Here is a 25130-nt window from a genome sequence, read left to right as displayed (position 1 = left end):
CCCGACATGATCGGTGGCGTGCGAGGCGCGATGCAGTGGCCGTGATAGTCTCGCGGCCTCATTCGTGGAGCAAACGCCGTCGCCGCCTCCGCCCGATCCCGATCGCGAGCTCGTCGCCCGGCTCCTCGCGGGGGACAAGGGCGCCTTCGAGGCGCTTGTCCGCAACTACGAGGCGCCCATCGCGCGCCTCGTGCGGAGGTACGTGCACGACGCCGAGGATGCGAAGGACGTCACCCAGCGCACCTTCGTGCGCGTCTTCGAGCGGCTCGACTCGTACCGCGGCGACGCGCGGTTTCGGACTTGGCTGTATCGCGTTGCCGTCAACCTCGCGCTCGATCACGTTCGCGGCGCGCCGCTTGGTGAGTCGGTTCCCATCGAAGACGACGTCGCTTTCACCAATTCGCTCGGCACCGAGCGGCTCGTGGCCGCCGAGATCTGGCGCAAGGTGCAGGAGCGGCTCGCCGACCTGCCGGCGAAGCAACGGCTTGTCGTCGAGCTGCGCGTCTACCACGACCTCTCTTTTGAGGAGATCGCCACGCTCGTCGACTCGTCGGAGGACGCGGCCAAGGTGAATTACCACCACGCCGTAAAGCGCCTCCGAACGCTGCTCGTGCCGCCCAAATAAGCGGTTTTACCTTTTGCCGGCGGCTCGCGTCTTAGGGGCATGGTCGCTCCGCACGCTGCCTCGGGCCTCGCACTCGCGCTCACACTCGCCCTCGCCTGCGAGGTCGAGCCTGCCCCGCCGCTCGAACCGTTGGGAGGCTCGAGCAACGGCGCTTGCTGCGGCGCCGGCGCTGCTGGTACCGGCGCGACGGCGAGCGGCGCGATCGGCGGCGCCGCAGCGGCCGATGGCGGTGAAGGGCCAACAGGCGTCGTGCCGGGGCCGTGCACGCCGCCGAGTTGCGTGCCCGATGCGTCGACGGTGCCCGTCGTGCCGAGCCCGATCCCGTCGGATCGAGTCACCGCCTTCAGCCCGGGCATCGTACAGGATCACCTGCTCGGCATGCCTCTCGGCGCCGACGGCCTGCCGCAGCGAACGACCGTGTGCAAGACCGTGGCGCCAGGCGGCAACATCCAAGCGGCCATCGACGCGTGCCCCTCGGGCCAGGTGGTCCTGCTCAGCCCAGGCACCTTCACCGTCGCCGCGACGGTCAACTTGAAGAGCGGCGTGGTCCTTCGTGGCACCGGCGCCGGCGGCGCGCCTGCTGGCACGAGCCTCGTGAAGACCGGCGGCGGAACGGTGATCGCCATCGGCACGGGCCGCGATTCGACCTGCTACGGAGGAACGCCGCACGCGCTCCTCACCGACGGCGCAAAAGAGTCAAAGACGCTCTCCGTTGGCGCGGCGGCGGCGGCGCAATTTGCTGCCGGCGATCTCGCCGTCATCGACGTTGTTGACGACGCCACGGTAGACCAAGGCGACTGTCCGTATTTCAAACGCACGAGCGGCCGCTCCGTCAGCCAACGCGTGCAAATTGCAGCGGTCGACGCGAACAAGGGCACCCTCACGCTCGCCTCGGGCCTCCACTGGAACTTCAAGGCGGCGAGTCCCTACTTGGCGCAGATCGCGAAGGCCGCGTCCGCGCCCATCACGTGGGCCGGCGTCGAGGGCCTCCGCGTCCAGGGCGGAACGAACAGCGGCTACAACGGCGAGATGGCCGGCGGCATCGACATCTCCAACGCGGCCTACTGCTGGGTCAAGGACGTGCAAACCGACGGCACCATCGGCGGCATGCACGTCTCCCTCACGGGGACGTACCGCACTGTGGTGCGCGACGGGAACTTCCACCACTCAAAGAACTACGGCTTCGGACAAGACTGCTACGGCATCGTGCTGCGCTGCGGAGCGGCCGACAACCTCATCGAGAACAACATCGCGCGCTACATGAACAAGCCCATCATGTTCAACGCGTCAGGAGGCGGCAACGTCGTCGGCTACAACTACGCTGATAACTCCTGGGCGACGCCCGCCGATTGGCAGGAGGTGAACATCGACACCCACTGCGCGTTCCCCCACATGGAGCTCATGGAGGGAAACTACGCGCCGCACATGGGGGCCACAGCGACGCACGGCAACGCGGGATACCTGACGTACTTTCGCAACTACGCCTCCAGTCAGTTTGCATCGCCGGCCGTCGTCGGGGCGACGGGCCCACAGACGGGCAACGTGGCGGCTCTCCAGTTCGACGCCGGCGACATCGGTATGAACGTGTTCGGCAACGTGCTCGGTACGGCGGGCGTCAGCACTGCGGTCGATGCCTACGACAGCGGCCCGCGCTCGATCTACCAACTGGGAGCCGGTGGCGCCGGCGCGAGCGACGTTGCCGCGACCTCGCTGCTCCGTCACGGCAACTTCGACTACGTCACCAATGCGACGCAATGGAGTCCCACGCTCGCGACCCACGCGCTCCCGCCTTCGCTCTATCGGACGGGCAAGCCGGGTTGGTGGCCGCAGGGCAAGCCGTGGCCCTGGGTGGGGCCCGATCTTACGCCGATGGTTGGCGCTCTTCCGGCGAAGGAGCGCGCGAGCTTGTGAGTTGAGCCGCGCGTCGAGTGATAACGTCGGCGCATGCGAATCCTCCATACGATGCTCCGAGTCGGCGAGCTTGAGCGCTCGCTCCGGTTTTACACCGAGGTGCTCGGCATGCGCCTCCTCAGAAAGCACGACTACCCGGAGGGGAAGTTCACCCTCGCCTTCGTCGGTTACGAGGACGAAGCGACCTCGGCGGTGCTCGAGCTCACGCACAACTGGGAGACGAAGTCCTACGAGCTGGGGACCGGCTTCGGCCACGTCGCCGTGGAGGTGGAGGACGCTGCGGTGGCCTGCGAGCGCGTCACCGAGCTAGGCGGCAAAGTCACCCGCCCCGCGGGCCCGATGAAGCACGGCACCACGGTCATCGCCTTCGTGGAGGATCCCGACGGCTACAAGATCGAGTTCATTCAGCGGAAGCGCTGAGCGGCCGAGCGGCATGGTCCATCGCGCCGCTACGCGGCCGTTGCGCGTGCGCGCTCTCTCTCGAGCGGCGGGAGGGTCGCGCCCGCCAGTGCGCAACCGAGCGCGAGACCGCGAAGCGTGAGCCGCATGCGCGTGACGTCGACGACGCCCTCCTTGTGAAGGGCCGAGAGCGCCGCGCGCACGTCCGTCTTTGGGGCAGCGCCGAGGACCTCGGTGACGGTGTCGAGGGTGATGGGCATGGTGCGCTCACGGAGCTGGAAGAGCGCGGCAACGACGTGGGCGGCGAGGGGCTTCGTTTGCATGATGACCAGTGCGCGATGCAACACATGGACCGCTCGAGCCGTGGGCCTTCGCTCGAGAATTTGCGCGTGCGCGCGCCGTTGCTCGCGCCGCTCGTGAGGGAACGGCGAGCCACCCCTTGGGTGATTTCCCTGGAACTTATGGAAGTGGTTCAGCAAGGGACCGCCGCCCTCGCAGGGCGCGTCCGTTCAACGCAACCGCGACGAGCCCGCAAGGCCGACATCACTTGCGCTAGCGCAGCGGATAGACCGCGACGCAGCCGCCCCAGGGGCCCTCAGCGCCGTTGACCGGATACCAATAGCCGCTCATGCACTGGTAGTAGCGGCGCGTCGACGGCGCCTGCACGCAGGCGAGGCCTTCCACTTGGCGCTGCAACGTCGGCGAGAAGCACGGCCCCGCGTGCGGCTCCGGCGAGCGATCGGGCTCGCCGGTCGCGGCTGGCGGCGCTGCCGGCGGCTGCGCGGGTTGCTGCGGCGAGGCCGGTGTTGGTTGGGCTGGAGGAGGCGTCGTCGCGCGAGGCGCCGGCACGGTCACGCCACTTTGGCCGTCGCAAAGGCCCGCTCACGCGCTCGCCAAAATATTCGTAGTGCCACGCCTCGCTAGGCACCGTCAGCCGCCAGTCGAGTCCGTTCTCGCGAATGAGCCGGTTGAGCGCGGCGCGTTGCCCCGTTCCGATGTCGAGGGCGCGACCCGATTGGTGGTTCGAGTAACCAGGCCTCGCCGCGAGGTTGCCGTTGTTGCAGCCGCCGGTTTGGTAGCACTGGTAGAGATGCTCCTGCTCCGCCATCGTGCGAAAGCCGCTGTTGAGCACCAGGTCGATGCCCTTCTCTTGGGCCAGCTCGCGCAGCTTCAAGAAGGCGTTGCCTGTTGGGATCGTGATCTTCTTGCCGTCGATGCGAATGACCTCCACGTCGCCGGTGCGCTGGCCGCCCGAATAGGTCGGCTGCGTCTCCGTGTCGCAGCTCGTGCCCTGCGTCAGCGCGTCTTGGCTCGTGGCCTCATCGGCCGCAGGTTTCCCGGGGCCGCCCTCCACGCTGCTGCAGGCAACGATGGCGAGGGCGACGGTGCTCGTGACGAGGGTGGATGCTTGCACGCATCGAGACGGGCAGCATCGGGCGTGCCATGGGTGCGCGGCTCGATCGTGGGGAAATGTCCGAGCGCTGGGCGGGCGACGAGGCGCGAAGACGTCGCGAGAGTGAGACAAAGAGGCTCGCGGAGGATCCGCTGAGGGCAGAGAGCAGGGCCAGAGCGGGAAGGCGCGGAACGGCGAGAGGGAGAGGGAGAGGGAGAGGGAGAGCGAGAGCGAGAGCGTGGACGGGCACGTTTACGGGGAGGGGGCGCGGCGGGGGAGGAGGCGGGACAGGATGGCGCGGGCGGTGGTCGAGAGGCCCTCGGGATCGAGGGCGGCCTCGAGGAGGCGCGATTGGCGGGCGCGCTCGAAGGCTTCCCGTCGGCCGGCGTCGTCGAGATCGTGCCAGGCGCGATGCGACCGAACGGTGCCGTCGGGGCCCCGCTCGCGGTGGGCGGTCGTGACGGCTTCGATGAGCGGCTCGTCGGTCATGTCAGCTCCGCGAGGTCGACGCCCATGGCGCCGAGGCAATCGAGCAAGAACTTCCGCGCCCGCGTGAAGTTCTGAAGAAACGTGTTGGGCCGCATCGAGAGGCGCGCCGCCAGGACCTCATCGGCCTCGCCGCCGGCTGACGCGAGCCGCGCATCGAGCGCCTCGCGCGGCTTTTGGGGGAGCTTGCTGTGGCAATCCATGACGCGCGCGAGGAGCATGGGATCGTGTGGTAAGGACGCGTCGTCGGGCAAACTCGCGAGCAGCTCCTCCGGCGCATGACGCCGCGCGCGCCGCGCCTCGCTGATGGCCAAGTTGCGGCCAATGCGAAGCGCGACGCGAAAGAGCGAGTTGGGTTTGCCGTCGGACTGAACGTCGGGTGCCACGTTCCAGGTGCGCAAGAGCGCCTCTTGGAGCACGGCCTCGACGTCCACGCTTGCGGCAAAGGAACGAAGCGAGAGGCGGAGCGTTGGTTCGACACGGCCCATCCAGCGACCGAACGCCGCGGCGTCTCCGCCTTGGATGCTCGAAAGCTCGATGTCCGTGTCGTCCATGGTTCTGCTCCGCGTCGTCTGGGAAGGCCGCTTGTTACCGTTTCGCGTCCAACGTCACGACGATCGCGCCGTCTTCGAGCTCGAGCTGCGTGAGGGCCACACCGAAGGACTCAGCATCGAGCTCCACGATGAGCCTGATTGACTCCCCGGCCTCGAGTCTCGCGGGCGGCGGGACGGCGAGCCGCGCGCGGCGCCGTTCACCGTTCGCGAGGACGACCCAGACGAGGTCGCGCCTCGACGCGAACACCGCGCCCTCCGTCGTCGTAGCGGTGAGGGTCACGATGATGCGGCCGTCGACGCGCGCGACGATGGTGCCGCGGAGGAACCTGACCCCTTGGCCGGGGGCGCTAGCGGCGCTCTCGGACAAGCTCTCCTCCTTCGCGTCGCTCGCGTCGAACATCGCGTCGGCCTTTGCTTCGGCCGGCGCCCGGACGAGGCTCCGCACGTCATCGTCGTCGGCCTTCTCGCGCTCCGATTGTTCGCGCAAGCGAGGCGCGCCGCGAGCCGGTGCGGGAGCCGCGGGCGGCGGAGGCGGTCCGCCGGCGCTCTTCATCTTCTTCGACTCCGCGCCGCCGCCACCAAGGGCTCGCGACAAGAACTGCCGCACCGCGCCCTTCGGAGCTGGCGGCGGCGCAAACGCGGCCGCGTCCATCGCGGGGGGGGCGCCCGTAGCAAAGCTCATCGCGCCGCCGGGCATGCCACCGAAAGCACCCTGCGTGGGCGCCGCTGCTCGTAGGCCGAAGGCCTCCGCCGCCGTACCCGCCGGCAGCTCGTGCGGCATGCGAACCTTGCGGAACGGGCCTGCGCCGCCGTCGTCAACCGTCTTCTCCTCGGTGACGGCGATCCACGACGTGAGCCGCGTCGCGATTTGGTGTTCGAGGCCTACCGCCTCGAGCTCGCCGTCGACCGAATGACCCGCCGCTGCGCGCATCTCGAGATCAAGGACCAGCTCTCGTGCGAAGAGCTTCTCCGCGTTCGCCGAACCTTCGCCTGCGGCGAGCTTCGGTACGGCGACCTCGCGGCGAAACTTCCCGCTCGCCGTGTCGCCTTCGATGACGATCGTCCCACCTTCCGGCGCGAACTCTGCCGCGAAGACGAGGGGCGCTCCGCGGAAGACGTCGGGGAGCTTCTCCGGTGCAACGCGCCGAAGGCCGTGGCCCGACGCGCGCAAGTTGGTGACGAGCGGCGCGCTGGTGCGCGGCAAGATGCGCGCGGCGACGCGCTCCGGATCCTCGAACGGATCGGCGATCACCTCGACGCCGGAGCCGGCGCGCGCTGCGCCGCCCGTGAGTGTGCGGTTGATCGACGTGCCGACGCCGACGGTGTGCACGCGGCTGCCCTTCGGGAGGCCCTCCAAGATGGCGCGGACGATCTCTTGTTCGAAGCCGATGAGACCGTCGGTCACGAGGACCACTTGGCGCTGCGCGTCCTTGCGCACCGGCGCGAGGGCCTCGAGGATCGCGTCCTTCATCTCGGTGCCGCCGGAAGCGTGGAGCCCCGAGAGCCAGGCCATGGCCGTCTCCTTCCCGCGCCGGTCCATGCGCGTCGCGCCGCGCTTCCATCGCTGGGGCGTGCTCGAAAACGAGATCATCTCAAGCGTGTCGGCGTCGCTCAGCGTCGAGACGAGCGCGAAAGCGACGCGTTTTGCCTGCTCGATGGGCAAGCCGTGCATCGAGCCGCTCGTGTCGAGGAGGAGCACGAGATCGCGTGGCGTGGGGGCGCTCAGCCCGAGCGGCGGCGTGACGGCGATGGCCGCATAGCTCGAGCCGGCGGCTTTCGCGTGGGCGGCCTTGTCGTCAACGGGACGACCGCAGACGAGCGTGGCGGCGGCGTCGGACGTCGCGGCCTTCCAGCGAAGCACGACGTCGCGATCGAGCGGCACGCCGTCGGCGGCCTTGAACTGGACCGCCGCGCGAGCGCCGCGCGCCTCCGTCACGATGTCGTGCGACAGGCACTCGACGTGGCCGTCGGTCGTGTCGCCGATGTCGGCCTCGAGGCGAAGACGCAAGGGCAGCGGGCCGTCGGCGACCGCTTGGGCGATCTTGTCGGCGTCGGGCACGCGGCCCGCGATGCTCAGGTAGCGCGGCGCGACGGTCGTCGGGAGGCGGAGCTCCCAACGTCCCTCGTCGAGGTAGCGGAGGCGCAGGTCGAGGGTGATCTCCGCGTCGATGGCCGTGTGCGGCGGCACGTTGCCGAGCGACTGCGTGAAGAGCGTGTCGCGCTCCTCTTCAACGAGCGACGCCGTGTGGCCCGTCGCGAGGGCATGCTCGTAGCGCGAGCGGGCCGAGGCGCGCCGGTCGACTTCACCGACGACGCGGCGCTCGCCGAGCGTGAAGGCGAAGCCGCTCACGGCCGCCTCGGCCGGGAGCGGCAGCGAGTAGGTCACCTCGAGCGGCAACGCGCTGTCGTTCTCGAAGCGTTGGCGAAGGACGACGCGGGCAATGCCCGCGGCGCAAGTGGCCGTGGCCGACACGGCGGTGAGGGGAAGTGCGCCAAGGCTCTCAACCGAGACGAGCACCCCCGAGACGGCAGGTTGCGGAGCGTGGGTCGAGATCATGGCGGCGGCGGAGAGCGACGGGATCATGTGAAGTTCCTCCATTTCAGAGGACCAACGCAGAACCCCCATCGCTTGTGACAAGGAGCATCACCTTTTTCTTCGAATCGCGGAAGTGTCGGAATCAAGAAGGCTTTCGGCGTACGAGAACCCAAAAGGAGCGCCGCCCCGTTGACGAAACGGGAACGCGACCCAAAGTATGTAACCAGTGGTTACATCGAGGTGGAGGTCATCCATGGCGCCGATCCAAACGAACGCGATCCAACCAAGCGCGGGCCCGACGAACGAGGGCTCCGCGAACGAAGACCGCGCGGGCGGGAGCCGCATCGAAAACGCGGCGCGAACGGGCGTGCGAGACGTGCCGGGAGAAGGAGAACGAGACGAGGCCGTCCTGATCGCGGCGCGCGACGGCTTTCCGCTCGCAGCGACGTTGCACCGCGCGAAGCGCAGCGGGCACGAGACCGACGGCCGGCGCGTCGTTGTTGTGGCGCCCGCCACCGGTGTGGCGCGGACCTTCTACCGGCGCTTCGCGCGCTTCATGGCGGGTCGTGGCTTCGACGTGGTCACCTTCGACTATCGCGGCATTGGCGGCTCTCGCATCGGGTCGTTGCGCGGTTTCCGCGCGACGATGAGCGAGTGGGCGGAGCAAGACCTGGCGGGTGTCCTCGACTACGCGAAGGGCGCGCTCGGCGCGACCGAGCTCGCCCTCGTGGGTCACTCCTTCGGCGGGCAGGCCGTGGGGCTCATCCCGAACGCTGATCTCATCGACAAGTTCGTGGGCGTCGGCGCGCAGCTCGGCGACCTTCGCCTTTACCCAGCGCCGGCGCGGCAGGCGTACACGGCGCTCATGGCGGGGCTCATCCCCGTCACCACCGGCGCCTTGGGCTTCTGGCCCATGAGCCTCGTGGGGGGCGAAGACTTGCCGCGAGGCGTCGCGCGCGAATGGGCGCGTTGGTGCCTTTCGCCGGGCTACTACGCTGGCGACGTTGGTAGTCCTTTCCGCGAGCGCCTCGCGACCTTCAAAGCGCCCACGCGTCTCTACAGCTTCGACGACGATCGGTACGCGCCGGCGGCGGCCGTCGACGCGCTCGCGGCCCTCTTGTCCAGCGCGCCGGTGGAGCGATGCCATCTGCAACCGGAAGACTACGGCGGCCGCTTGGGCCACTTCTCGTTCTTTCGCCCGCGCTTCGAGTCGTCGCTGTGGTTTGACGTCGTGCGCTTCCTCGAGACCGACTCCGCCCGTTCCCGCGGTGAGGTGTCCCTGGACGAGTACATGTTCAATCGCGCGCTGCGCGCGTCTTGAGTCCGCGACAACTTGGGTCATCGGGGCCCCACCGGCGTCGGCGTCGTCAACGCCTGCCCGCGCGCTTGGGCACCTTAGCTCGCGCACCTTGTGGATATCTTTCGCGCGAGTGGAACGTTCGCCGCGGCACCCGCGTTGCTACGCAGGTCCCATGCTCATGCGCTCGCTCGCGGTGGTCGCCGCGCTGGCCTCTTGCTCGGCGGTCGCCGGCTGCGCGTCCGCGGACGCGTCCGACGTGCCCGAGGAGGACGACGCGGCGCTGACGAGCGCCCTCACCGGCACGCTGGCAGCGGGCACCAAGCTGAAGACGACGGCGAACCTCAATTTTCGCTCGTCGCCCGAGATCAGCACCAACGTGCTCCGCGTTGTGCCCAAGGGGACCGAGCTCCTCGCCGTCGGTGGCGACGCGCAGAACGGGTTCTACGCCGTCACCCACGGCGGACGGACCGGCTTTGCCTCGGCGAAGCACCTGGCGCTCGCGACCGCGGCGAGTCCCTCGAGCGGCACGAGCGCCGGCGGAACACCGAGCGCAGGGCCTGCGTCCGCCGACTTCCGCGTCACGTACATCGGCGATTCGCACAGCGACTACGGTGGCAATGCGCACGCGTCGTTTGGCTTCCTTGGCGAACACGTCGTCGAACGGATGACGGCCTCTGGCATTCCCATCTCGCTCTTCGCGGCGAGCGCCAGCTCTCCGAACTGGTGGTTCGATGACACGCCGACGCAAGCCGCCACCTGGGGTTACACGCAGACGTCGCCGACGCCGCCGCGGCGCTCGTGCTCGCGCGGAGGCCAGTCGGGCCCTTGCGTCCCGAAGCTATCGGCGATCCTGAGCGATCACCCGAGCCTCTTCGTCATCGAGCAGGGGACGAACCTCTTCGGGCGGAGCCGTGCGGACGTGACCAACCAGATCAAGACGATGCTTCGTCAAATCGAGGGCAAGACCGACGCGTGCCTCTGGCTCGGTGCGCCGAACGCGAGCACGAGCGCGCACTCGCAGGAGAGTCAAGACGAGCTGTGGCAGCTCATCGCCGAGCACGCTGGTGGCAGGTGCTTCGTCATGGACAGCCGCATGATGCCGCGCGTCGACGCGTCGGGTGTCGTGGTGCACGACGCGCAAGGCAACCTCGTCATGGATCTGCCGCTGCCCTACGGCGGCAGCGACGGTGAACACTTCGCCGCGGCCGGCGCCGGCAAGTGGGCCGATGGCGTCGCGACGATGATCGAGTTCATTCGCGACAAGCGACGCTGAGTCAGCGCTGGATTTCGCGGGAGCGCGGATCAGCCGGGGATCTTCGTCCCCGCCGGCCGCCGCGTCTCGCCGACGGATCGCCGCGTTGGTGGCAGTGATTTCAAGTAGCGAAAGATGCTCCGCAGATCGGCGTCGGTCATTTGAGCGAAGTTCTCCCAGGGCATCGTCGAGCCCGCGTGCCTCCGACCGGCACGCATTCGGTTGAGAAAGCCGTCCTCCGACATCGACGCGAGGGCGCCAGTCTCAGGGCCGGGCGTGAGATTTGGGGCGATGATCTCGTAGTTCGGATCGGTGCCGTCGGGCTCCGCTTCGCCGGCGCCGCTAAACGGCACGCCGCTCAGCTTGAAGCCCGCCATGGCGTCGTAGGGAGAGTGGCAGCCGCGGCAAAGGGCCGGGCCTGCGGCGAGGTACGCGCCACGCTCGAGGCTAGCCTCGGCGCCCGGCCGCGCGTAGGGCGGCGACTGCTCCATCCGGGGCGAGAACCGCGAGGCGAGCGCCTTCGCGACGAAGCCCCACTCGTCCTTCTTGGTGGGGTTGGCGATGGGCGGAATGCTCCGGAGGTACGAGATGACGGCCACGAGATCGTCGTCCGACATTGGACCGACCGCAAAAGCCATGAAGGCGTCGAAGCGCCCGCTCGGGCTGACGCCGTGCCGAATGATGCGCGCGAGCTGCCCATCGGAGAGCTTGCCAATGCCCGTCTCCAAGTCCGGCGTGATGTTGGCCGGATAGTAGGTCCCAAAGGGGCCGGCCTTCATCACGTAGCCACCGCGCAGGTCGTCCTTGTTGGCGGCGAGCTTGTGCTGCGTGACCGTTTCGCCGGGCCCGTGACAGGCCGAGCAGTGGGCCACCGCGTGCGTCAGGTAGGCCCCGCGCGCGATGACTTCCGGATCCTTGCTCGCCGTCAGCGCGGGTAGCGGCACGCCGCTGAAGTCACGCTCGTAGGTGAGGCTCACGTAGACAACGAAGCCGACAATGCCGACGACGACGAGCAAGACGACGGCCACCAAGGCCCGAAGAATCTTTCGCACGGTCCCTCCCCTCTGAAACGCGAAAGGCGCACGCTATCAGCCCGGCCTTTCGCGCGTGAAGGAGGAAATTTGGGCGCTGGCGAGGGGCCCGAAATTCGGCCCGCCGCCCGGACGGGGCGTAACGTGAGCCCGTGCTCGAGGCTCTCGCGCCGGCCCTCGCTCTCGCGCTTCTGGTCGCGCTGGTTCTCGCTCTCGTCGTCGCATGGTCTCGGCGAGTCCTTCGTCGCCGAGCGCTTCGCCGTCGCTTCGCGCACGCGGCGGAAGGCGAGCGGCGCGCCGCGACGCTCCTCGAGGGGCACGGCTACGCGATCACCCACGTTCAGCCCCGCGCGCGTTACGCCCTCCTCGTCGACGGCGCCCCCAGTGCGTTCGACGTGCGGGCTGACTACTTGGTCGAGCGGCGAGGCCGCCGCTACCTCGCGGAGGTGAAGACCGGGGCCCACGCGCCGCGCCTGGACTTGCCAGCGACCCGCCGGCAGATCCTCGAATACGGGCTCGCCTTCCAAACGAGCGGCGTGCTCCTCGTCGACGCCGACGCCGAGCGCGTGACGCTCATCGAGCTGTCGGGCGACGCCCGTGCGCGCCTGCACACGAGCCGAAGCCTCGCGCTCGCCTTTGGCGTCTTCGTCTCGTGCCTCGCCGCTGGCTCGGCCCTCGCGCTCCTGCGTTGAAGCGTGGGCGTTGAAGCGTGGGCGTTGAAGCGTGGGCGTTGACGGGGAGGCGGTGACGCCGCGGGGTCCCGACAGCGAACTCGCCCGGGCCGCGGGGGCAACCGCGCGCGGCGCGTGCTATAGCCCGCGACCATGACAGTCCGCCGCCCGGAAATCCTCGCGCCCGCCGGCGATCGCGCCTCCCTCGAGGCAGCCGTTCGCGCCGGTGCCGACGCGGTCTACTTCGGGTTGCCGGGCTTCAACGCGAGGGCGCGCGTGCAGAACTTCGAGGCGGCCGAGTTGGCCGACGCCATGCCGCTCCTCCACGACCACGGCAAGAAGGGCTACGTCACCCTGAACACGCTCGTCTTTGACGACGAGCTCGCGGCCGTCGAGTCGCAGGTGCGCGCGTGTGCCGCCGCCGGCGTCGACGCGGTCATCGTTCAGGATCTTGGTCTCCTCGCGCTCGTCCGTGCCGTCGCGCCGACGTTGCCCGTGCACGCGTCGACGCAGATGACGTGCACCGACGCCGCGAGCGTCGAGCTCGCCAGCTCCCTCGGCGCCTCTCGCGTCATCCTCGCGCGCGAGCTTTCGCTCCGCGACATCGAGGCCATTCGTGCGGCGTCGACGGTCGAGCTCGAGGTCTTCGTGCACGGCGCGCTGTGCATCTCCTACTCGGGCCAGTGCCTGACGAGCGAAGCCATCGGCGGCCGCAGCGCCAACCGCGGCGCCTGCGCCCAAGCGTGCCGGTTGCCCTACGAGCTGGTCGTCGACGGCGAGAAGCGCGATCTCGGCGAGCGGGCGTTTCTTTTGAGTCCGGAGGATCTGGAGGCAAGCGCGTTGGTGCCACGCCTCGTGGCGTTGGGCGTGGCCTCGCTCAAGATCGAAGGGCGCTTGAAGGGCCCCGAATACGTCGCCGCCACCACGACGCTCTACCGTCACGCGGTCGATGCAGCGATCGGCATGAGCGACGGCGATGCCCATGACACCGAGGCCGAACGGGAGCTGGCCCTTCAGATGTTCACGCGAGGCTCGGGGCCCGGCTTTCTCGCGGGCGTTGACCACCAGCGGCTCGTCGAGGCGCGCGCGTGCGATCACCGCGGCCTTCCGCTGGGCGCGCTCCGCGACGTCACGCGGGCCGGCGATCGCGTGTGGCTCGACGTGACGCTCGAGCGTCCCGTAGCGCGCGGTGACGGCATCCTCGTGGAAGGTGGCTTTGGCGGCGCCGGCGAAGTGGGCGGCCGCGTGTGGTCGATCCGTCAGGGCGATCGCGATGTGGCTTCGGCGAGCGTTGGCGCCGCGCGTCTTTGGCTCGGGCCTGACGTGAGAGCGATGCCCACGCCGGGCCGGCGCGTCTTCCTGACGAACGATCCGGCCAAGGAGCGCGCCGCACGGGTGCTCACAGCGGAACGCGGCGCTTCGGGGCGCGCTGTCGATCTCATGGTGCGCGGCCGCATGGGAGAGCCCTTCGAGCTCGAAGCGCGCACCGACGACGGCCGCGTGGCGCGCGTCTTCGGCGACGCGCCCGTCGCGCCGGCCACGGGGCGCGGCCTCGACGAAGCCCTCGTGCGCGAGAAGGTGTCCTTTGGCGAGACGCCCCTCTCGCTGCGGCACGTGACACTCGAGCTGCCGGAGTCGTGTTTCGTGCCGCCCTCGGCGCTGAAGAAGGCGCGACGCGTGCTCGTCGAGGAGCTGCTTCGTCCTGTGGAACACGCGCACGCCGCGACGGCGATCACGGCCTCGGAGTTGACGTCGAGCGCGTCCGTGGATCTTGCCCGACAGGCACCGCCGCCAGCCGGGCTCTTCGTCTTGTGCCGAACGGAAGAGCAAGCCTTTGCAGCGCTCGCGGCCGGCGCCGACGGCGTGTACCTCGACTTTCTCGAGCTGCTCGGCACTGGCAAGGCTCTGCGCGCGCTGCGCGAACGCCTGCGCGAGCCGCGCGACGGCTCCGCCTCGAGCGACGCATCGCGCCCTCGGCCGCTCATCGGCGTGGCGCCGCCGCGCATTCGCAAGCCAGAGGAAGAGAAGATCGATCAGTACCTCTCGGGCCTCGAGCCCGACATGGTCCTCGTGCGCGGTCTAGGAGCGCTTCATGAGCTCACGGCGCGGACGCGTGGCCACTCGAAGGGCGAAGGCGGCAAGGCACCCCTTGCCGTCGCGGACTTTTCGCTGAACGCCACCAACACGCTCACGGCCACGCAGCTCCTCTCGCGCGGGGCGGCCGCCTTCGTGCCGTCCTACGACCTCGACGCGGCGCAGCTCACGCGGTGGCTCGCCGGGCCGCTCGGCGCCTACGCAGAGGTCGTCGTGCACCATCCCATGCCGCTCTTTCACATGGAGCACTGCGCCATCGCCGCGCTTCTCTCGGAGGGACGCGATCACAAGACGTGCGGAAGGCCCTGCGAGAAGCACAAGGTGTCGCTGCGCGATCGCGCGGGCATGGACCATCCTGTCGAGGCCGACGTGGGGTGTCGCAATACGGTCTTTCATGCGCGCGCGCAGAGCGCCGCCGACATCGTCCCACCGCTCTTGGCGGCCGGCGTGAGGCGCTACCGCATTGAGCTGGTGCGCGAAGGCGCGGCGAGCGTGCTGAACCTCGTGTCCACGTATCGCCGCTTGCTCGACCGTGAGACCGATACGACGGAAGCGTGGCGCGCGCTCCGCAGCGATCCGGCGACGGCCGTGGTGCGCGGCTCGTTGCGCGTTCTGGGCTAGGGCGGAGGCTAGGGCGGAGGCTAGGGCGGAGGCTAGGGCGTCGGTGCTTCGCGCGGCGGCGGGGGCTCGCTCGCCAGCTCCAAGCACGTGCCGCATGGGAGTTTTGGATCGGGGCGCGGCTCGCAGGAGACGACGCGGCCCCGGCCATCGAGTGCGATGAGGCAGCACGCCTCAAAGAGCTGACGGAGTCGCTGCCGCCCGCGTTGCACGCGCGACTTCATGCCCGACACGGAGATGCCGAGCATGGCCGCCGCTTCTTTCTGCGAGACGCCTTGTAGCTCGGTGAGCGTCAGCGCCTCGCGGTAGGGAGACGGCAACATCGCGACGAAACCGGCCACGTACGTGGCCAGCTCCTCCTCGATGCCGTTGTCGTCGTCGGGGATCGCGAGAGGTTCGGCCGTGCCGGCGTCCTTCGGAAGCGGATGCCTCGCCGCGACGCGCTGGTGATCGACGATGGTCGTGCGTGTCACCTGGTAAACCCAGGGCCCGAAGCGGTCGTCGTCGCGGAGCGTGCCGACGCCGCGCTGCACGCGTAGGAAGACCTCTTGCAAGACGTCGTCGACGTCGCGCGGGGGCACGCGCCGCGCGACGAAGGGGCGAAGCTTGCGGTCGAGCTCCTGCCAGCTCTCCTCGGCCCGCGCGTCAATCATGATGCTTGTTCTGGCGCGCAGCAGGCGGGGCCGCAACAGGATTTGCCCCCGGGTTTTACCGCTTCGATGGTGGCCGAGGCCACGAAGTTCTCTGCCCCGGACCCAGGCATCCAGTCGCGGATGAAAGCGCGGCTCTCTTCCTTGACGACGACGCGAATGTCTCGGAAGCCAGCCTCCGCCAGCAAGGTCTGGACCTCGGTCACCGTGGCCGCGCCGGATACGCACCCGGTCAGCGCCAGCACGTCTTTCATGAGCGCCTCGGGCATCGCTGCGAGGCTGACGACGTCCGAGATCGCCAAGCGGCCGCCGGGCTTGAGCACGCGGAACGCGTCACGAAAGACCGAGCCCTTGTCGGGGCTGAGGTTGATGACGCAGTTCGAGAGGATGACGTCGACGGTCGCGTCCGCGACGGGAAGGTGCTCGATCTCGCCGAGCCGGAAGTCGACGTTCGTCGTCGCCAACGTGCGCGCGTTGGCCCGCGCCTTCTCGACCATCGAGGCCGTCATGTCGACGCCGATCACGTGACCGGTGGGACCCACGCGCTTGGCCGCCAAGAAGCAGTCGAAGCCGCCGCCGGCGCCGAGGTCGAGCACCGTTTCTCCTGGCGCGAGCGCCGCGATGGCCTGGGGGTTTCCGCAGCCGAGGCCCATGTTGGCGCCTTCTGGCACGGCGGCGAGCTCGTCTTCTGTGTAGCCGAGCTTGAGGCTCGCGTCGGCGCCTGGCACGCAGCAGGCGATGCCGCAGCCGGCGGTTCCCTTGGAGCGTGCGACGGCGTCGTATTGTTCGCGCACAATCGCGCGGGTTTCATGCGCCGCGTTGGCGCCCATTTTCTCGGTCATGATGGCCTCCTGCCTCTGAAGACGACGACCCGTTGGAAAGGACGCAGACTTAATCGGCGGGAACCGGGCGCCGGCGGGTCAAGGGCGACCGAGACGGCCAGTGGCGCCCTCGGTGCGAGCCCGCACATGAGCCTGGAGGCCCGTCGTGTCGTCCTCGGGCGCCATCGTCGGGTGACCGAGCTCGTGTCCACCGTAGGTCGGGAGCGGCGCGCAAGCGGAGGCGAAGAGGGCCAGCGCGAGAGCAACGCAAGACCGCATCTCTGCGTCGTAGCATCGGGCCGCCGCGCGCGCCCGCCCGAGGCCTATCGCGCAGCGAATCGCGCCGTTAGTCGTCCAGCATGACGCCGACGACGGCCCCGAGGAAGGTGGCCGCCACGTCGCCCACGACCGACGCCGTCTCCCGGTTCTCTTGGCGTTGCGCCGCCGCTTCGCGCGCCGCCTTCCGCTCCGGCGCGCCCTGAAATCCCTCGCCGCACTGAAGACACGCAGGCGTATTCCATGGGCTCGTGGCACCGCAGAAGACGCACGCCACGACGAGCCACGCCTGGCATCGTGCGCAGTGGTGGAGGCCGAAGCGGTTGGGCACGCGGCACAGCGGCGCGGGGCAGGGGATGGCGGTCCGGAGCAACTCCTCCGAGTAGCCGCCACCGCAATACACGCAGAGGACTCGGTTACCGTCTTGCGGCGCGCCGCAGCCCTGGCACGTAGGGACCTGCTCTTCCACGGTACACAGTGTGCCAGGCGTTCGGGGCCCTGGCCACGGGCGCGTCTGCGCGACCTCGAAGCAACCATCGCCCGCTACGCCGTCGGGGCGTCCGGGCGTGGTATGAACGGAGAGCCATGAATCGCAAGCAACGCCGCACCGTCGAGGCCCAAGCGCGCCAAGGCAAAGCCCCGGGCAAGGAGGTTACCGCCGACGCCCCCACGCTCTGGATGCGCATCTACAACGCCGAAGCCGCCTCGGCGGCGCAGATCTTGGAACCCGGCGTGACCCCTGAGACGGTCGCCGCGACGATGGACAACGCCATCAACTTCGCCATGGGCTTCACCGACGAGCGCACGCCGGTGGCCTGCAGCGCCGGCTGTTACTACTGCTGCCACCAAAAGGTCGGCACGACAGCCCTCGAGATGGTGCACTTGGCCACGGAGATTCGTGCGCGCTACTCCCCGGAGGTGCAGGCGGAGTTCGTCGAGGGCTTGCGGAAGGTCGTCGAGCAGCGTGGCCCCGAGGACTCGACGCCCGTGCGCTGCAACTTCTTGGACGACAAGGACGCGTGCCGAATCTACGAGATCCGGCCGCTCGCGTGCCGCAGCGTGACCTCGACGACGTCGGAGCCCTGCCGCGCCTGGCTCGAAGACGGCATGGCCACCGGAAAGGTCGCCGATCGCCGTCGGTACCACGGAGCGCAAGCCACGATGCACGGGCTCGACAAGGGCGCGACGGCGCTCGGCTACGAAGGCGGGTACATCGACTTTCACGGCGCGCTCCACCACGCGCTGTCGGGCGAGAAGGTCGTCGCCGATTGGTACGAAGGCAAGCGCGTCTTCTCCGCGAAGGCCATCCCACCGCGCATGCGCCGCTTGCCGGTGATTGGCTGAGGCTCGCGTCGGCGTCGGGCGCCGCTAAGACGGCGCTGAGGTGCTCGCCGCTGCGCCCGCGCGAGGCGTGCCGGCAGCGGTCCTCGCGACCTTTTTCGCCGCGGCGAGGAAGCGACCCGTGTGCGAGCCCTTCACGCGAGCCACCGCCTCTGGCGTGCCCTCGGCGACGATGAGGCCGCCACCGGCGCCGCCTTCGGGGCCCAAGTCGATGAGCCAATCGGCGGCGCGAATGACGTCGAGGTTGTGCTCCACCACGAGCACGCTGTTCTTCGCGTCGACGAGTCGCTCCAAGACCAAGAGGAGCCGCTTGACGTCCTCGAAGTGGAGGCCCGTCGTGGGCTCGTCGAGCACGTAGAGCGTGCGCCCCGTGTCGCGTCGTGAGAGCTCGCGTGACAGCTTGATGCGTTGCGCCTCGCCACCGGAGAGCGTCGTGGCCGGTTGCCCGAGGGCGATGTAGCCGAGGCCCACCTCGAAGAGCGTCGCGAGAATGCGCGCGACCGGGGGCACGTTGGCGAAGAGCGTGAGCGCGTCTTCTACCGACATCGCCAAGACGTCCGCGATGTTCTTGCCCTTGAAGGTCACGCGGAGCGTCGCCTCGTTGTACCGCTTGCCTTTGCACGTCTCGCAGGTGACATGGACGTCGGGCAAAAAGTGCATCTCGATGGCGCGAACACCGCCGCCTTCGCAGGCCTCGCAGCGGCCGCCCTTGACGTTGAAGGAGAATCGACCGGCGCTGTACCCGAACGCTCGGGCCTCCTTCGTCTGCGCGAAGACGTCGCGAATCAGGTCGAAGAGCTTCGTGTACGTCGCCGGGTTTGAGCGGGGCGTTCGACCGATGGGCTGCTGATCGATGACGATGATCTTGTCGAGGGCGTCGATGCCTTCGAGGTCGTCATGGGCGCCCACGCTCTCGTCGGCGCCCATCAGGTGATTGCGCAGCGCAGGCTCGAGGATCTGGCCCACGAGCGTTGACTTGCCGGCGCCGCTCACGCCGGTGACGGCGCACAGGACCCCGAGGGGGAACCGCGCCGAGATGCGCTGAAGGTTGTTCTCTCGAGCGCCTTTGACGGTGATGAAGCCCGACGGTGTGCGGCGCGGGTGCGGCGTCCAGACGGTCTTCTTGCCAGAGAGGTACTCGGCCGTGAGCGAGCCCTTCGCCTTCATGATGTCGGCCGGTGAACCTTGCGCCACCACGTGGCCGCCGAGGCGCCCCGCGCCGGGGCCAAAGTCGAGCACGTGATCGGCCGCGAGGATCGTCTCGGCGTCGTGTTCGACGACGATGACGCTATTGCCCAGATCGCGGAGCCGCTCGAGCGTCGCGACGAGGCGCATGTTGTCGCGCGGGTGAAGGCCGATGGACGGCTCATCGAGCACGTACATCACGCCCGACAGCTCGCTGCCGAGCTGCGCCGCCAAGCGAATGCGCTGTGCCTCCCCGCCGGACAGCGACGCAGTAGCCCGCTCGAGCGTCAGGTACTCGAGGCCCACGTCGAGCAAGAAGTCGAGCCGGTGACGAATCTCCTTGAGCGCCTCCGACGCGATCTCGCGCCGCGCCCCCTCGAGCTCGAGCTCTCCGAAGAAGCGGCGCGCCGCCTTGATGGTCATGCCGAGGACCGTGGGAAGGCTCGTCTCCCCGAGGAAGATGGCCCGCGCCTCGGGCCGAAGGCGCACGCCCTTGCAGCCGCGGCAGGGCGCCTCCCTTAGGTACTTCTTGTACTTCTCACGCATCGCATCGGAGCTCGTGCCCTCGAAGCGGCGCATCAGTTGAGGGCACAAGCCCTCCCAGCGCATGGCCCACGAGCCTTGGCTGTGCTTGCCCGTCCACTCGACCTCGATGCGCGTCTCGCCGGTGCCCCACAAGAGCAGCTCGCGCTTCTTCGGCGGGAGCTTCTTCCAGGGCACGTCGCGCGGGACGCCGAGCTTGTTCGTGAGGGCGTGGACGATGCGGCCGGTCCAGCCGGAGCCTTCGGCCACGTTGCGCCACGGCTCAACGGCGCCTTCGTCGATGGTGAGCGACGGATCGGGGACGACCCGCGAGGCGTCGACCTCGAGGCGCGTGCCGAGGCCGCTGCAGTCGGGGCACATGCCGAGCGGGGAGTTGTAGCTGAGCATCTGCGGCGTCGGCTCGGGGAGCGACGTCTTGCACTTCGGGCACGAGCGCTCTTCGGAGAACACGCGGGCGCCCTTACCCTCGAGCTCAGCGATCATGCGGCCGCCGCCGGCGCGCAGCGAGGTCTCGACGGCGTCGGTGAGGCGCGCGCGCGCTTCGTCGTCGACCGTCAGGCGGTCGATGACCAGCTCGATGGTGTGCTTCTTCGGCTTGTCGAGGGCCGGCGCTTCTTCGAGGCGAACGATGGCGCCGTTGATGCGCGCGCGGACGAAGCCTTTCTGCTTCAAGTCATCGATAACGTCTTTGAACTCGCCCTTCCGGTGCTCGATGACGGGCGCGAAGAGCTGGAGCTTGGTGCCCTTGGGGAGCGACGCGAGCTCCGTCGCGATTTCGCCGGCGCTCCGGCCTTGCACCGCGCCGCCGCAGCGGTGGCAGCGCTGCTCGCCGACGCGAGCGAAGAGCACGCGCAGGTAGTCGTAGATCTCAGTGACGGTGCCGACCGTCGATCGAGGGTTCGACGACGCGGTCTTCTGTTCGATGGCGACCGTCGGGCAGAGGCCCCGGATGTGATCGTATTTGGGCTTCTCGAGCTGCCCCAAAAATTGCCTCGCGTAGGTCGACAGCGATTCGACGTAGCGACGCTGCCCTTCGGCGTAGATCGTGTCGAAGGCGAGGGACGACTTGCCTGAGCCGGAGACGCCGGTGAAGACCACGAGCTTGTGCTTCGGGATCGACACCTCGATGCCGGCGAGGTTGTGCTCGCGTGCGCCGCGGATGGACAGCGTGTCGACGGTGGAGGGACCGGTGGAGCGGGAAGATGGGCGAGCGGTCACGGGCCCGGCAGCGTAGCGCAACGCACGCTCGAAACGCGCGCTCGAACGTGCGCGAATCGCGCGCGCGTCACGCCAAACGGCGCGCGCGCTTGCTCAAAGGCCCGCCGTGGAAATCGCGCCGCTGTTCACAGCCTCAAAATCCGAGCCGTGGATCTGATTGAAGGCCGACTGAATGCCGCTCTGAATCGTCGACCAGCCGTCGTTCATGTCGCCTGTGATGTACCAATTGGAGCCGTTGTCCGCGAGGATCAGGCCGTAGGTCTTCATGGCCGTGATGAGCGTCTGAGCGGCGGGGCTCGCGCCGGCGACCGTCTTTCCAGCCTTGAGTCGAACGCGGAGACCCATCGGGGGCAGCGACGCGTTCGCAGAGCCGGCGGCGTGCGTCGCCGGGTGGATGTAGCCCTGCTGCGTGCTGCCAACGGTGAAGCGAAGGGCGTGTTTCACGGCTCCTGCCGTGACCTCCGCGTAGCGCACCAGACCCGGCAAGATCGGCAGGCCGGCAGCGTCACCCGACGTCCAACCGTCGGGCCGGAGGGCGTTGCTGTTCAAGTGAAAGATGGCGCCGTTGGCCGCCGTGAAGCCGCTGCCCGTGTAGTTCTGCGTCTTGTAGAGCTCGTAGAGCGTGCAGTTGGTCGGCGCGCCCGTCGTGTCGAGGAAGAGCAGGTGTCGATCGGCGCCGGAGGCCGCCGAAGGCCCGCCCTCGATGAGCGACGTTGTCGGGATCGGGTAGCAGAAGTTCCCGCCGGCGCCGGGGCAGAGCAGCTTGTCGCTCTCCTTGGGTCCCCACGACGTGGTCCAGGTGAGCACTTGCGGCGTGCCCGGCGCGCCCGAGTTGATGGGGATCCCGTATTGCTCCGCGCTCGTGCCCCAGTCGGCGTGAAGGCCCGTCGCCGGGCCCATGTTCGCAATGAACGTCGCGCTCTGCGCATGAACCGCGTCCGTTGAGATGTTCTTGTTCCACGCGTTGGACGGCGGATAGATGTCGCAGCCCGCGACCTTCGGCGAGACGGTTGTGGCGGGTGCTGGCGTCGTCGGGTTGGTGGTTGGTGTCGGTGACGTGGGCGTGCCCGTCGGCGACGTGGAGCCCGTTGGAGACGTCGAGCCGGTTGGCGATCCCGTTGGCGAAGCCGACCCCGTCGCCGTTCCGGTCCCTGAGCCGCCGCCGCTCGAGTTGCCGGCGCCGTTGGTGTTGCCCTCGCCCGGTCCAGCGACCTCGTCGTCGGCGCTGCATGCCGTCTGCAGCGCCGGTGCCAACATAAACAGCAAGGCCGCGCTCAGAGGAAGGTGAAAGCGGAGTCGCCGCGAAGCAGGACGAGAGACCATGGCGATCAATATGCCACGCGTTCGGAGCCGGGCATGATTGGGAAAATTCCAGAGAGACTGCTCCCGTGCGTCGTCGCAAAGCTGAAGGCTCGCGCGCGCTAGGCGCAGCGCTTCGCGTCGACGTCGCGCGCGAACCGTACGATGCGTTCGACGACGTGCCGCGGCGCATCGAGGTGAGGGCAGTGCCCCATCCCTTCCGGATGCTCGACCTCCGCGTGCGCTGGCAGATGCTCACGGAACGTCTCGAGCATCACGGCGGGCAAAATGCGCTCCGACGCGCCCCACAGAAAGAGCGTCGGCACGTTGAGCCCATTGAGCTCGTGAGGTTCGAGGCCGTGTTCGGGCGTCACGCTCTCCAGCAAGTGTCGCACGACGGGGCGGCTCATCTGCGAGCGCACCTCACGCGCCAGGAGCGCAAGGAGGGGCGGCCTCCGATGGTAGAGCCGCTCTAGGAACCGACGACTGTCACGGTTGGTGTCGAAGTGGAACGTTCTCTTCAGCTCATCGAGCTCCGCGGCCGGCAGCTTGAGCCCCGCCGGCGAGAGCAAGACGAGGCCGAGGACCTTCTCGGGGCGCGCCAGCGCGTAGTGGAGCGCCACGGCGCCGCCGAGCGAGTTGCCGCAGACAATCGCGGGCTCGGGCAAGAGCGCGTCGAGCGCTTCCGTCATCACGTCCATCAGCTTGTCCGGTGTCATCGGGAACGGCGGGGCCGGGCTGAAGCCGTGCCCCGGCATCTCCGGCGCGACGACGCGCCGCACGTGCGGCTGCACACCCGCGAGGACGCGCGCGAAGGCGGCCGCCGCGGAGCCGATTCCGTGGAGCACGGCGAGCGGCGGCAGCGCCCCGTGGCCGTCGGCTTCGTAGGCGTGCACCTGGGCGCCCCCGACGGCGATGACGCGGCTCGAGAATCCGCGGCGCCGAAGCGCGATGCGCGCCACGCGCTCGGCGAGCGGCAAGAGGAAGGGCATGACGGAGGTTAGCCGATCAAGCGCCGCGAGGCTCGCGCGGCGGCTCGTCCCGCGGTTCGGCGTGCGGGCGCACCAGATCGTGACGAAGCGACGCGAGGTCCGGCGCGCCGGCGAGCGCCATCGAACGGCACAGCTCCGCGTGCAAGAGCTCGAGGATGGTGCGCACGCCCTCGCGTCCTCCGACGGTGAGGCCCCAGATCACGGGCCGGCCCACGAAGACAGCGTCGGCGCCACGCGCCAGCGCGATAAGCGCATGGGTGCCGGAGCGAATGCCGCCGTCGACGACGACCGGCACGCGTCCGGCGGCAGCCGCGCGGACCTCAGGCAAGACGTCGAGCGTCGCCGGCGCAAAGTCGAGCTGCCGCCCCCCGTGGTTCGACACCCAGATGGCCGCCGCGCCAACGTCGATGGCGCGCCGCGCGTCGTCGCCGCGGACGATGCCCTTGACGACGATGGGGAGCGGCGCCGCGCGCTTCACGAGCGCTTCGAGGTCGGTGATTGAGAAGGACGGATCGTGTCGCGCCGCCACGTACCGCGCGAGCTCCGATCCATCGCCGTCTTTGAGCGCGTCGGGGATGGCCTCCTTGAGGTTCTCCATCGCGAGGCCGCGCGGGAGCGCGAAGCCGTTCTGCACGTCGCGGACGCGGCGGCCCAAGACTGGCGCGTCGACGGTGACCGCGATGGCGGAATAGGCGGCGGCGCGCGCGCGCTCGACGAGCCGATCGGTGAACGCACGATCGCGGTGGACGTAGAGCTGAAACCACCGTGGCCCCTTGGGCGTGACGGCGGCGATGTCTTCGAGCGACGTCGTGGCGAGGCTCGAGACGACGAAAAGCGAGCCCGCATCGGCGGTGCCGCCGGCCGACGCGGCTTCGCCACCCACGTGCGCCATGCGGTGGTACGCGGTCGGCGCCACGAGGATGGGGGTCTTGAGCTCGTGGCCGAGGAGCGTCGTCGTCGTGTTCGCTGCGCCGACGTCCACGAGCGTGCGGTAGTGAATCGCGTAGCGCGCATACGCCTCGCGGTTTCGATGCAGCGAGTGCTCTTCGTCGGCGCCGGAGCGAAAGTAGTCGTAGGCCATCGGCACGAGGCGTGCGCGCGCCGCGCGCTCCCAGTCGTCGACGGTCACGAGGGGGCCTTGTGCACCTTGGGCCATGAGGCGAAGGTATCGCGAAAAGTTGTTGCCCGAGCGCGCGAGCGAACCGCGAGCCCCGGGCGACATCGGCTAGACACATCAGCTAGACTTTCGCTCCTCATGGGCAAGGTGAAGCGAGCGGCCGTCGTGCTGGGAGGAGCCGTGGCCCTTGCCGTTCCGGTTGTCGCGGGCTTTGGGTGCGTTGCGCAGCGTGGGGGCGAGGCCATCCCCCTCGAACGCCGCACGTTCCAGGAGGTCCCGCCTCCGCCCGACCCAACCTTCAAGGCGAAGGTCGACGCCGGCGAGCCTGATGCGGAGGTGGACGCGGCGGTGCCCAAGCCCCACCCGAAAGGCGGTCCCGCTGCCGGCGCTTGGAAGGGCGGCCCGCCGTCGGGGGCGCTTGAGCAGCTCGGCTCCGAGTGGAAGCGCATCAGGCCACTGCCCATGACCGAATACGACGTGAACCACACGAAGGGTCGCAAGCGTCAGATCATGAACGAGCTCGGGCAGAAGCTCGTGAACGCCTCACGCGACACGGTCCTGCGGATCATGGGCCAGCCCGACAGCGTGGTGCGTTCGGGTGCGAAGGACTGGGGGCCGACGGGCCGGCAAGATGGCCGCGCGGCCGAGCGGCTCCTCTACCAATGGCGTGGCTGGAAGGATCACCTCATCTTTGAGGTCGACGGCCAAGGGCGCGTGCTCCGCTCCGAGTGGGTCCTCTCGCGCGAGTAGCGAAAAAAAGAGGAGGAGGCCGACCGCGATGGCTCGACCTCCTCCAAAGGGTTGCTAGAGCGCACGCG

The 25130-nt window shown here is 69.0% G+C and carries 23 protein-coding genes; 9 read left to right on the top strand and 14 right to left on the bottom strand.

Annotated elements, in window-relative coordinates; all coding sequences use genetic code 11:
• The first annotated feature begins 64 nt into the window (after positions 1-64).
• From IPG50_25285 to gloA, 3 genes are read left to right on the top strand one after another with little or no spacing between them, the layout of a single operon-like run.
• On the top strand, positions 65-625 hold the full coding sequence (locus IPG50_25285) for an RNA polymerase sigma factor (GenBank protein MBK6695498.1): 561 nt from the start codon (positions 65-67) through the stop codon (positions 623-625).
• Between the two features lie 39 nt (positions 626-664).
• Positions 665-2536 carry a hypothetical protein gene (locus tag IPG50_25280; GenBank protein ID MBK6695497.1) on the top strand — a complete coding sequence of 624 codons (1872 nt, stop codon included), beginning with the start codon at positions 665-667 and terminating at the stop codon, positions 2534-2536.
• A gap of 33 nt (positions 2537-2569) precedes the next feature.
• Complete coding sequence (gene gloA, locus IPG50_25275) at positions 2570-2956, top strand: lactoylglutathione lyase (GenBank protein ID MBK6695496.1); 387 nt, start codon at positions 2570-2572, stop codon at positions 2954-2956.
• A gap of 29 nt (positions 2957-2985) precedes the next feature.
• Here gloA and IPG50_25270 read toward each other — a convergent pair whose 3' ends face one another.
• The 5 genes from IPG50_25270 to IPG50_25250 all read right to left on the bottom strand — a co-directional run bounded on the left by IPG50_25270 (position 2986) and on the right by IPG50_25250 (position 7967).
• Positions 2986-3258, bottom strand: coding sequence for a hypothetical protein (locus IPG50_25270; protein MBK6695495.1), 273 nt, complete (start codon positions 3256-3258; stop codon positions 2986-2988).
• Between the two features lie 272 nt (positions 3259-3530).
• Positions 3531-4349 (bottom strand): D-alanyl-D-alanine carboxypeptidase family protein, encoded by an 819-nt coding sequence (locus tag IPG50_25265; protein MBK6695494.1) that lies wholly within the window; start codon positions 4347-4349, stop codon positions 3531-3533.
• Between the two features lie 231 nt (positions 4350-4580).
• Positions 4581-4817: a hypothetical protein gene (locus IPG50_25260; GenBank protein ID MBK6695493.1), complete on the bottom strand. Its 237-nt coding sequence runs from the start codon at positions 4815-4817 to the stop codon at positions 4581-4583.
• Positions 4814-5368 carry a hypothetical protein gene (locus IPG50_25255; protein MBK6695492.1) on the bottom strand — a complete coding sequence of 185 codons (555 nt, stop codon included), beginning with the start codon at positions 5366-5368 and terminating at the stop codon, positions 4814-4816. Before IPG50_25255 ends, IPG50_25260 begins: the two co-directional genes overlap by 4 nt.
• 34 nt (positions 5369-5402) lie before the next feature.
• Positions 5403-7967 carry a VWA domain-containing protein gene (locus tag IPG50_25250; GenBank protein ID MBK6695491.1) on the bottom strand — a complete coding sequence of 855 codons (2565 nt, stop codon included), beginning with the start codon at positions 7965-7967 and terminating at the stop codon, positions 5403-5405.
• 190 nt (positions 7968-8157) lie between these two features.
• Here IPG50_25250 and IPG50_25245 point away from each other — a divergent pair, with 190 nt between their 5' ends.
• Positions 8158-9225, top strand: coding sequence for an alpha/beta fold hydrolase (locus tag IPG50_25245; GenBank protein MBK6695490.1), 1068 nt, complete (start codon positions 8158-8160; stop codon positions 9223-9225).
• A 151-nt stretch (positions 9226-9376) separates the two neighbouring features.
• The gene (locus tag IPG50_25240) at positions 9377-10477 is read left to right on the top strand and encodes an SH3 domain-containing protein (GenBank protein ID MBK6695489.1); all 1101 of its coding nucleotides are present in this window, start codon (positions 9377-9379) and stop codon (positions 10475-10477) included.
• A gap of 29 nt (positions 10478-10506) precedes the next feature.
• Here IPG50_25240 and IPG50_25235 read toward each other — a convergent pair whose 3' ends face one another.
• Complete coding sequence (locus IPG50_25235) at positions 10507-11508, bottom strand: cytochrome c (protein MBK6695488.1); 1002 nt, start codon at positions 11506-11508, stop codon at positions 10507-10509.
• 131 nt (positions 11509-11639) lie between these two features.
• Here IPG50_25235 and IPG50_25230 point away from each other — a divergent pair, with 131 nt between their 5' ends.
• Together IPG50_25230 and IPG50_25225 are read left to right on the top strand one after the other, a co-directional pair.
• A complete protein-coding gene (locus IPG50_25230; protein MBK6695487.1) occupies positions 11640-12179 on the top strand; it encodes a hypothetical protein in 540 nt (179 codons plus the stop codon).
• Between the two features lie 132 nt (positions 12180-12311).
• Positions 12312-14873, top strand: coding sequence for a U32 family peptidase (locus tag IPG50_25225; protein MBK6695486.1), 2562 nt, complete (start codon positions 12312-12314; stop codon positions 14871-14873).
• Positions 14874-14905: 32 nt separating this feature from the next.
• On the opposite strand, the gene IPG50_25220 is transcribed toward IPG50_25225, so the two are convergent.
• From IPG50_25220 to IPG50_25205, 4 genes are all read right to left on the bottom strand, one after another.
• Positions 14906-15523: a sigma-70 family RNA polymerase sigma factor gene (locus IPG50_25220; GenBank protein MBK6695485.1), complete on the bottom strand. Its 618-nt coding sequence runs from the start codon at positions 15521-15523 to the stop codon at positions 14906-14908.
• Positions 15520-16350, bottom strand: a complete 831-nt coding sequence (locus tag IPG50_25215) for an arsenite methyltransferase (protein MBK6695484.1) — start codon at positions 16348-16350, stop codon at positions 15520-15522. The genes IPG50_25220 and IPG50_25215 overlap by 4 nt, the downstream gene beginning before the upstream one ends.
• A gap of 90 nt (positions 16351-16440) precedes the next feature.
• A complete protein-coding gene (locus tag IPG50_25210) occupies positions 16441-16620 on the bottom strand; it encodes a hypothetical protein (protein ID MBK6695483.1) in 180 nt (59 codons plus the stop codon).
• A 67-nt stretch (positions 16621-16687) separates the two neighbouring features.
• Positions 16688-17086, bottom strand: coding sequence for a hypothetical protein (locus IPG50_25205; protein ID MBK6695482.1), 399 nt, complete (start codon positions 17084-17086; stop codon positions 16688-16690).
• Between the two features lie 116 nt (positions 17087-17202).
• Here IPG50_25205 and IPG50_25200 point away from each other — a divergent pair, with 116 nt between their 5' ends.
• Positions 17203-17961 (top strand): YkgJ family cysteine cluster protein, encoded by a 759-nt coding sequence (locus IPG50_25200; protein ID MBK6695481.1) that lies wholly within the window; start codon positions 17203-17205, stop codon positions 17959-17961.
• A 24-nt stretch (positions 17962-17985) separates the two neighbouring features.
• Here the strand turns inward: IPG50_25200 and uvrA are convergent, their stop codons facing one another.
• The 4 genes from uvrA to IPG50_25180 form a co-directional block, all read right to left on the bottom strand.
• Entirely contained in the window at positions 17986-20904 is a 2919-nt protein-coding gene (uvrA, locus tag IPG50_25195) for an excinuclease ABC subunit UvrA (GenBank protein MBK6695480.1), read from the bottom strand.
• Positions 20905-20997: 93 nt separating this feature from the next.
• Positions 20998-22227 (bottom strand): hypothetical protein, encoded by a 1230-nt coding sequence (locus tag IPG50_25190; GenBank protein MBK6695479.1) that lies wholly within the window; start codon positions 22225-22227, stop codon positions 20998-21000.
• Positions 22228-22325: 98 nt separating this feature from the next.
• A complete protein-coding gene (locus tag IPG50_25185; protein ID MBK6695478.1) occupies positions 22326-23195 on the bottom strand; it encodes an alpha/beta fold hydrolase in 870 nt (289 codons plus the stop codon).
• Positions 23196-23211: 16 nt separating this feature from the next.
• The gene (locus tag IPG50_25180; GenBank protein ID MBK6695477.1) at positions 23212-24351 is read right to left on the bottom strand and encodes an alpha-hydroxy-acid oxidizing protein; all 1140 of its coding nucleotides are present in this window, start codon (positions 24349-24351) and stop codon (positions 23212-23214) included.
• Between the two features lie 99 nt (positions 24352-24450).
• On the opposite strand from IPG50_25180, the gene IPG50_25175 reads away from it, so the two are divergent.
• Positions 24451-25062: a hypothetical protein gene (locus IPG50_25175; GenBank protein ID MBK6695476.1), complete on the top strand. Its 612-nt coding sequence runs from the start codon at positions 24451-24453 to the stop codon at positions 25060-25062.
• Positions 25063-25130: the final 68 nt, after the last annotated feature.

The organism is Myxococcales bacterium (genome assembly GCA_016703425.1).
Classification (GTDB): Bacteria; Myxococcota_A; Polyangia; order Polyangiales; family Polyangiaceae; genus JADJCA01.
Note: the sequence above shows the minus strand (reverse complement) of the source record. Positions and strands in the feature narration are given on the sequence as shown.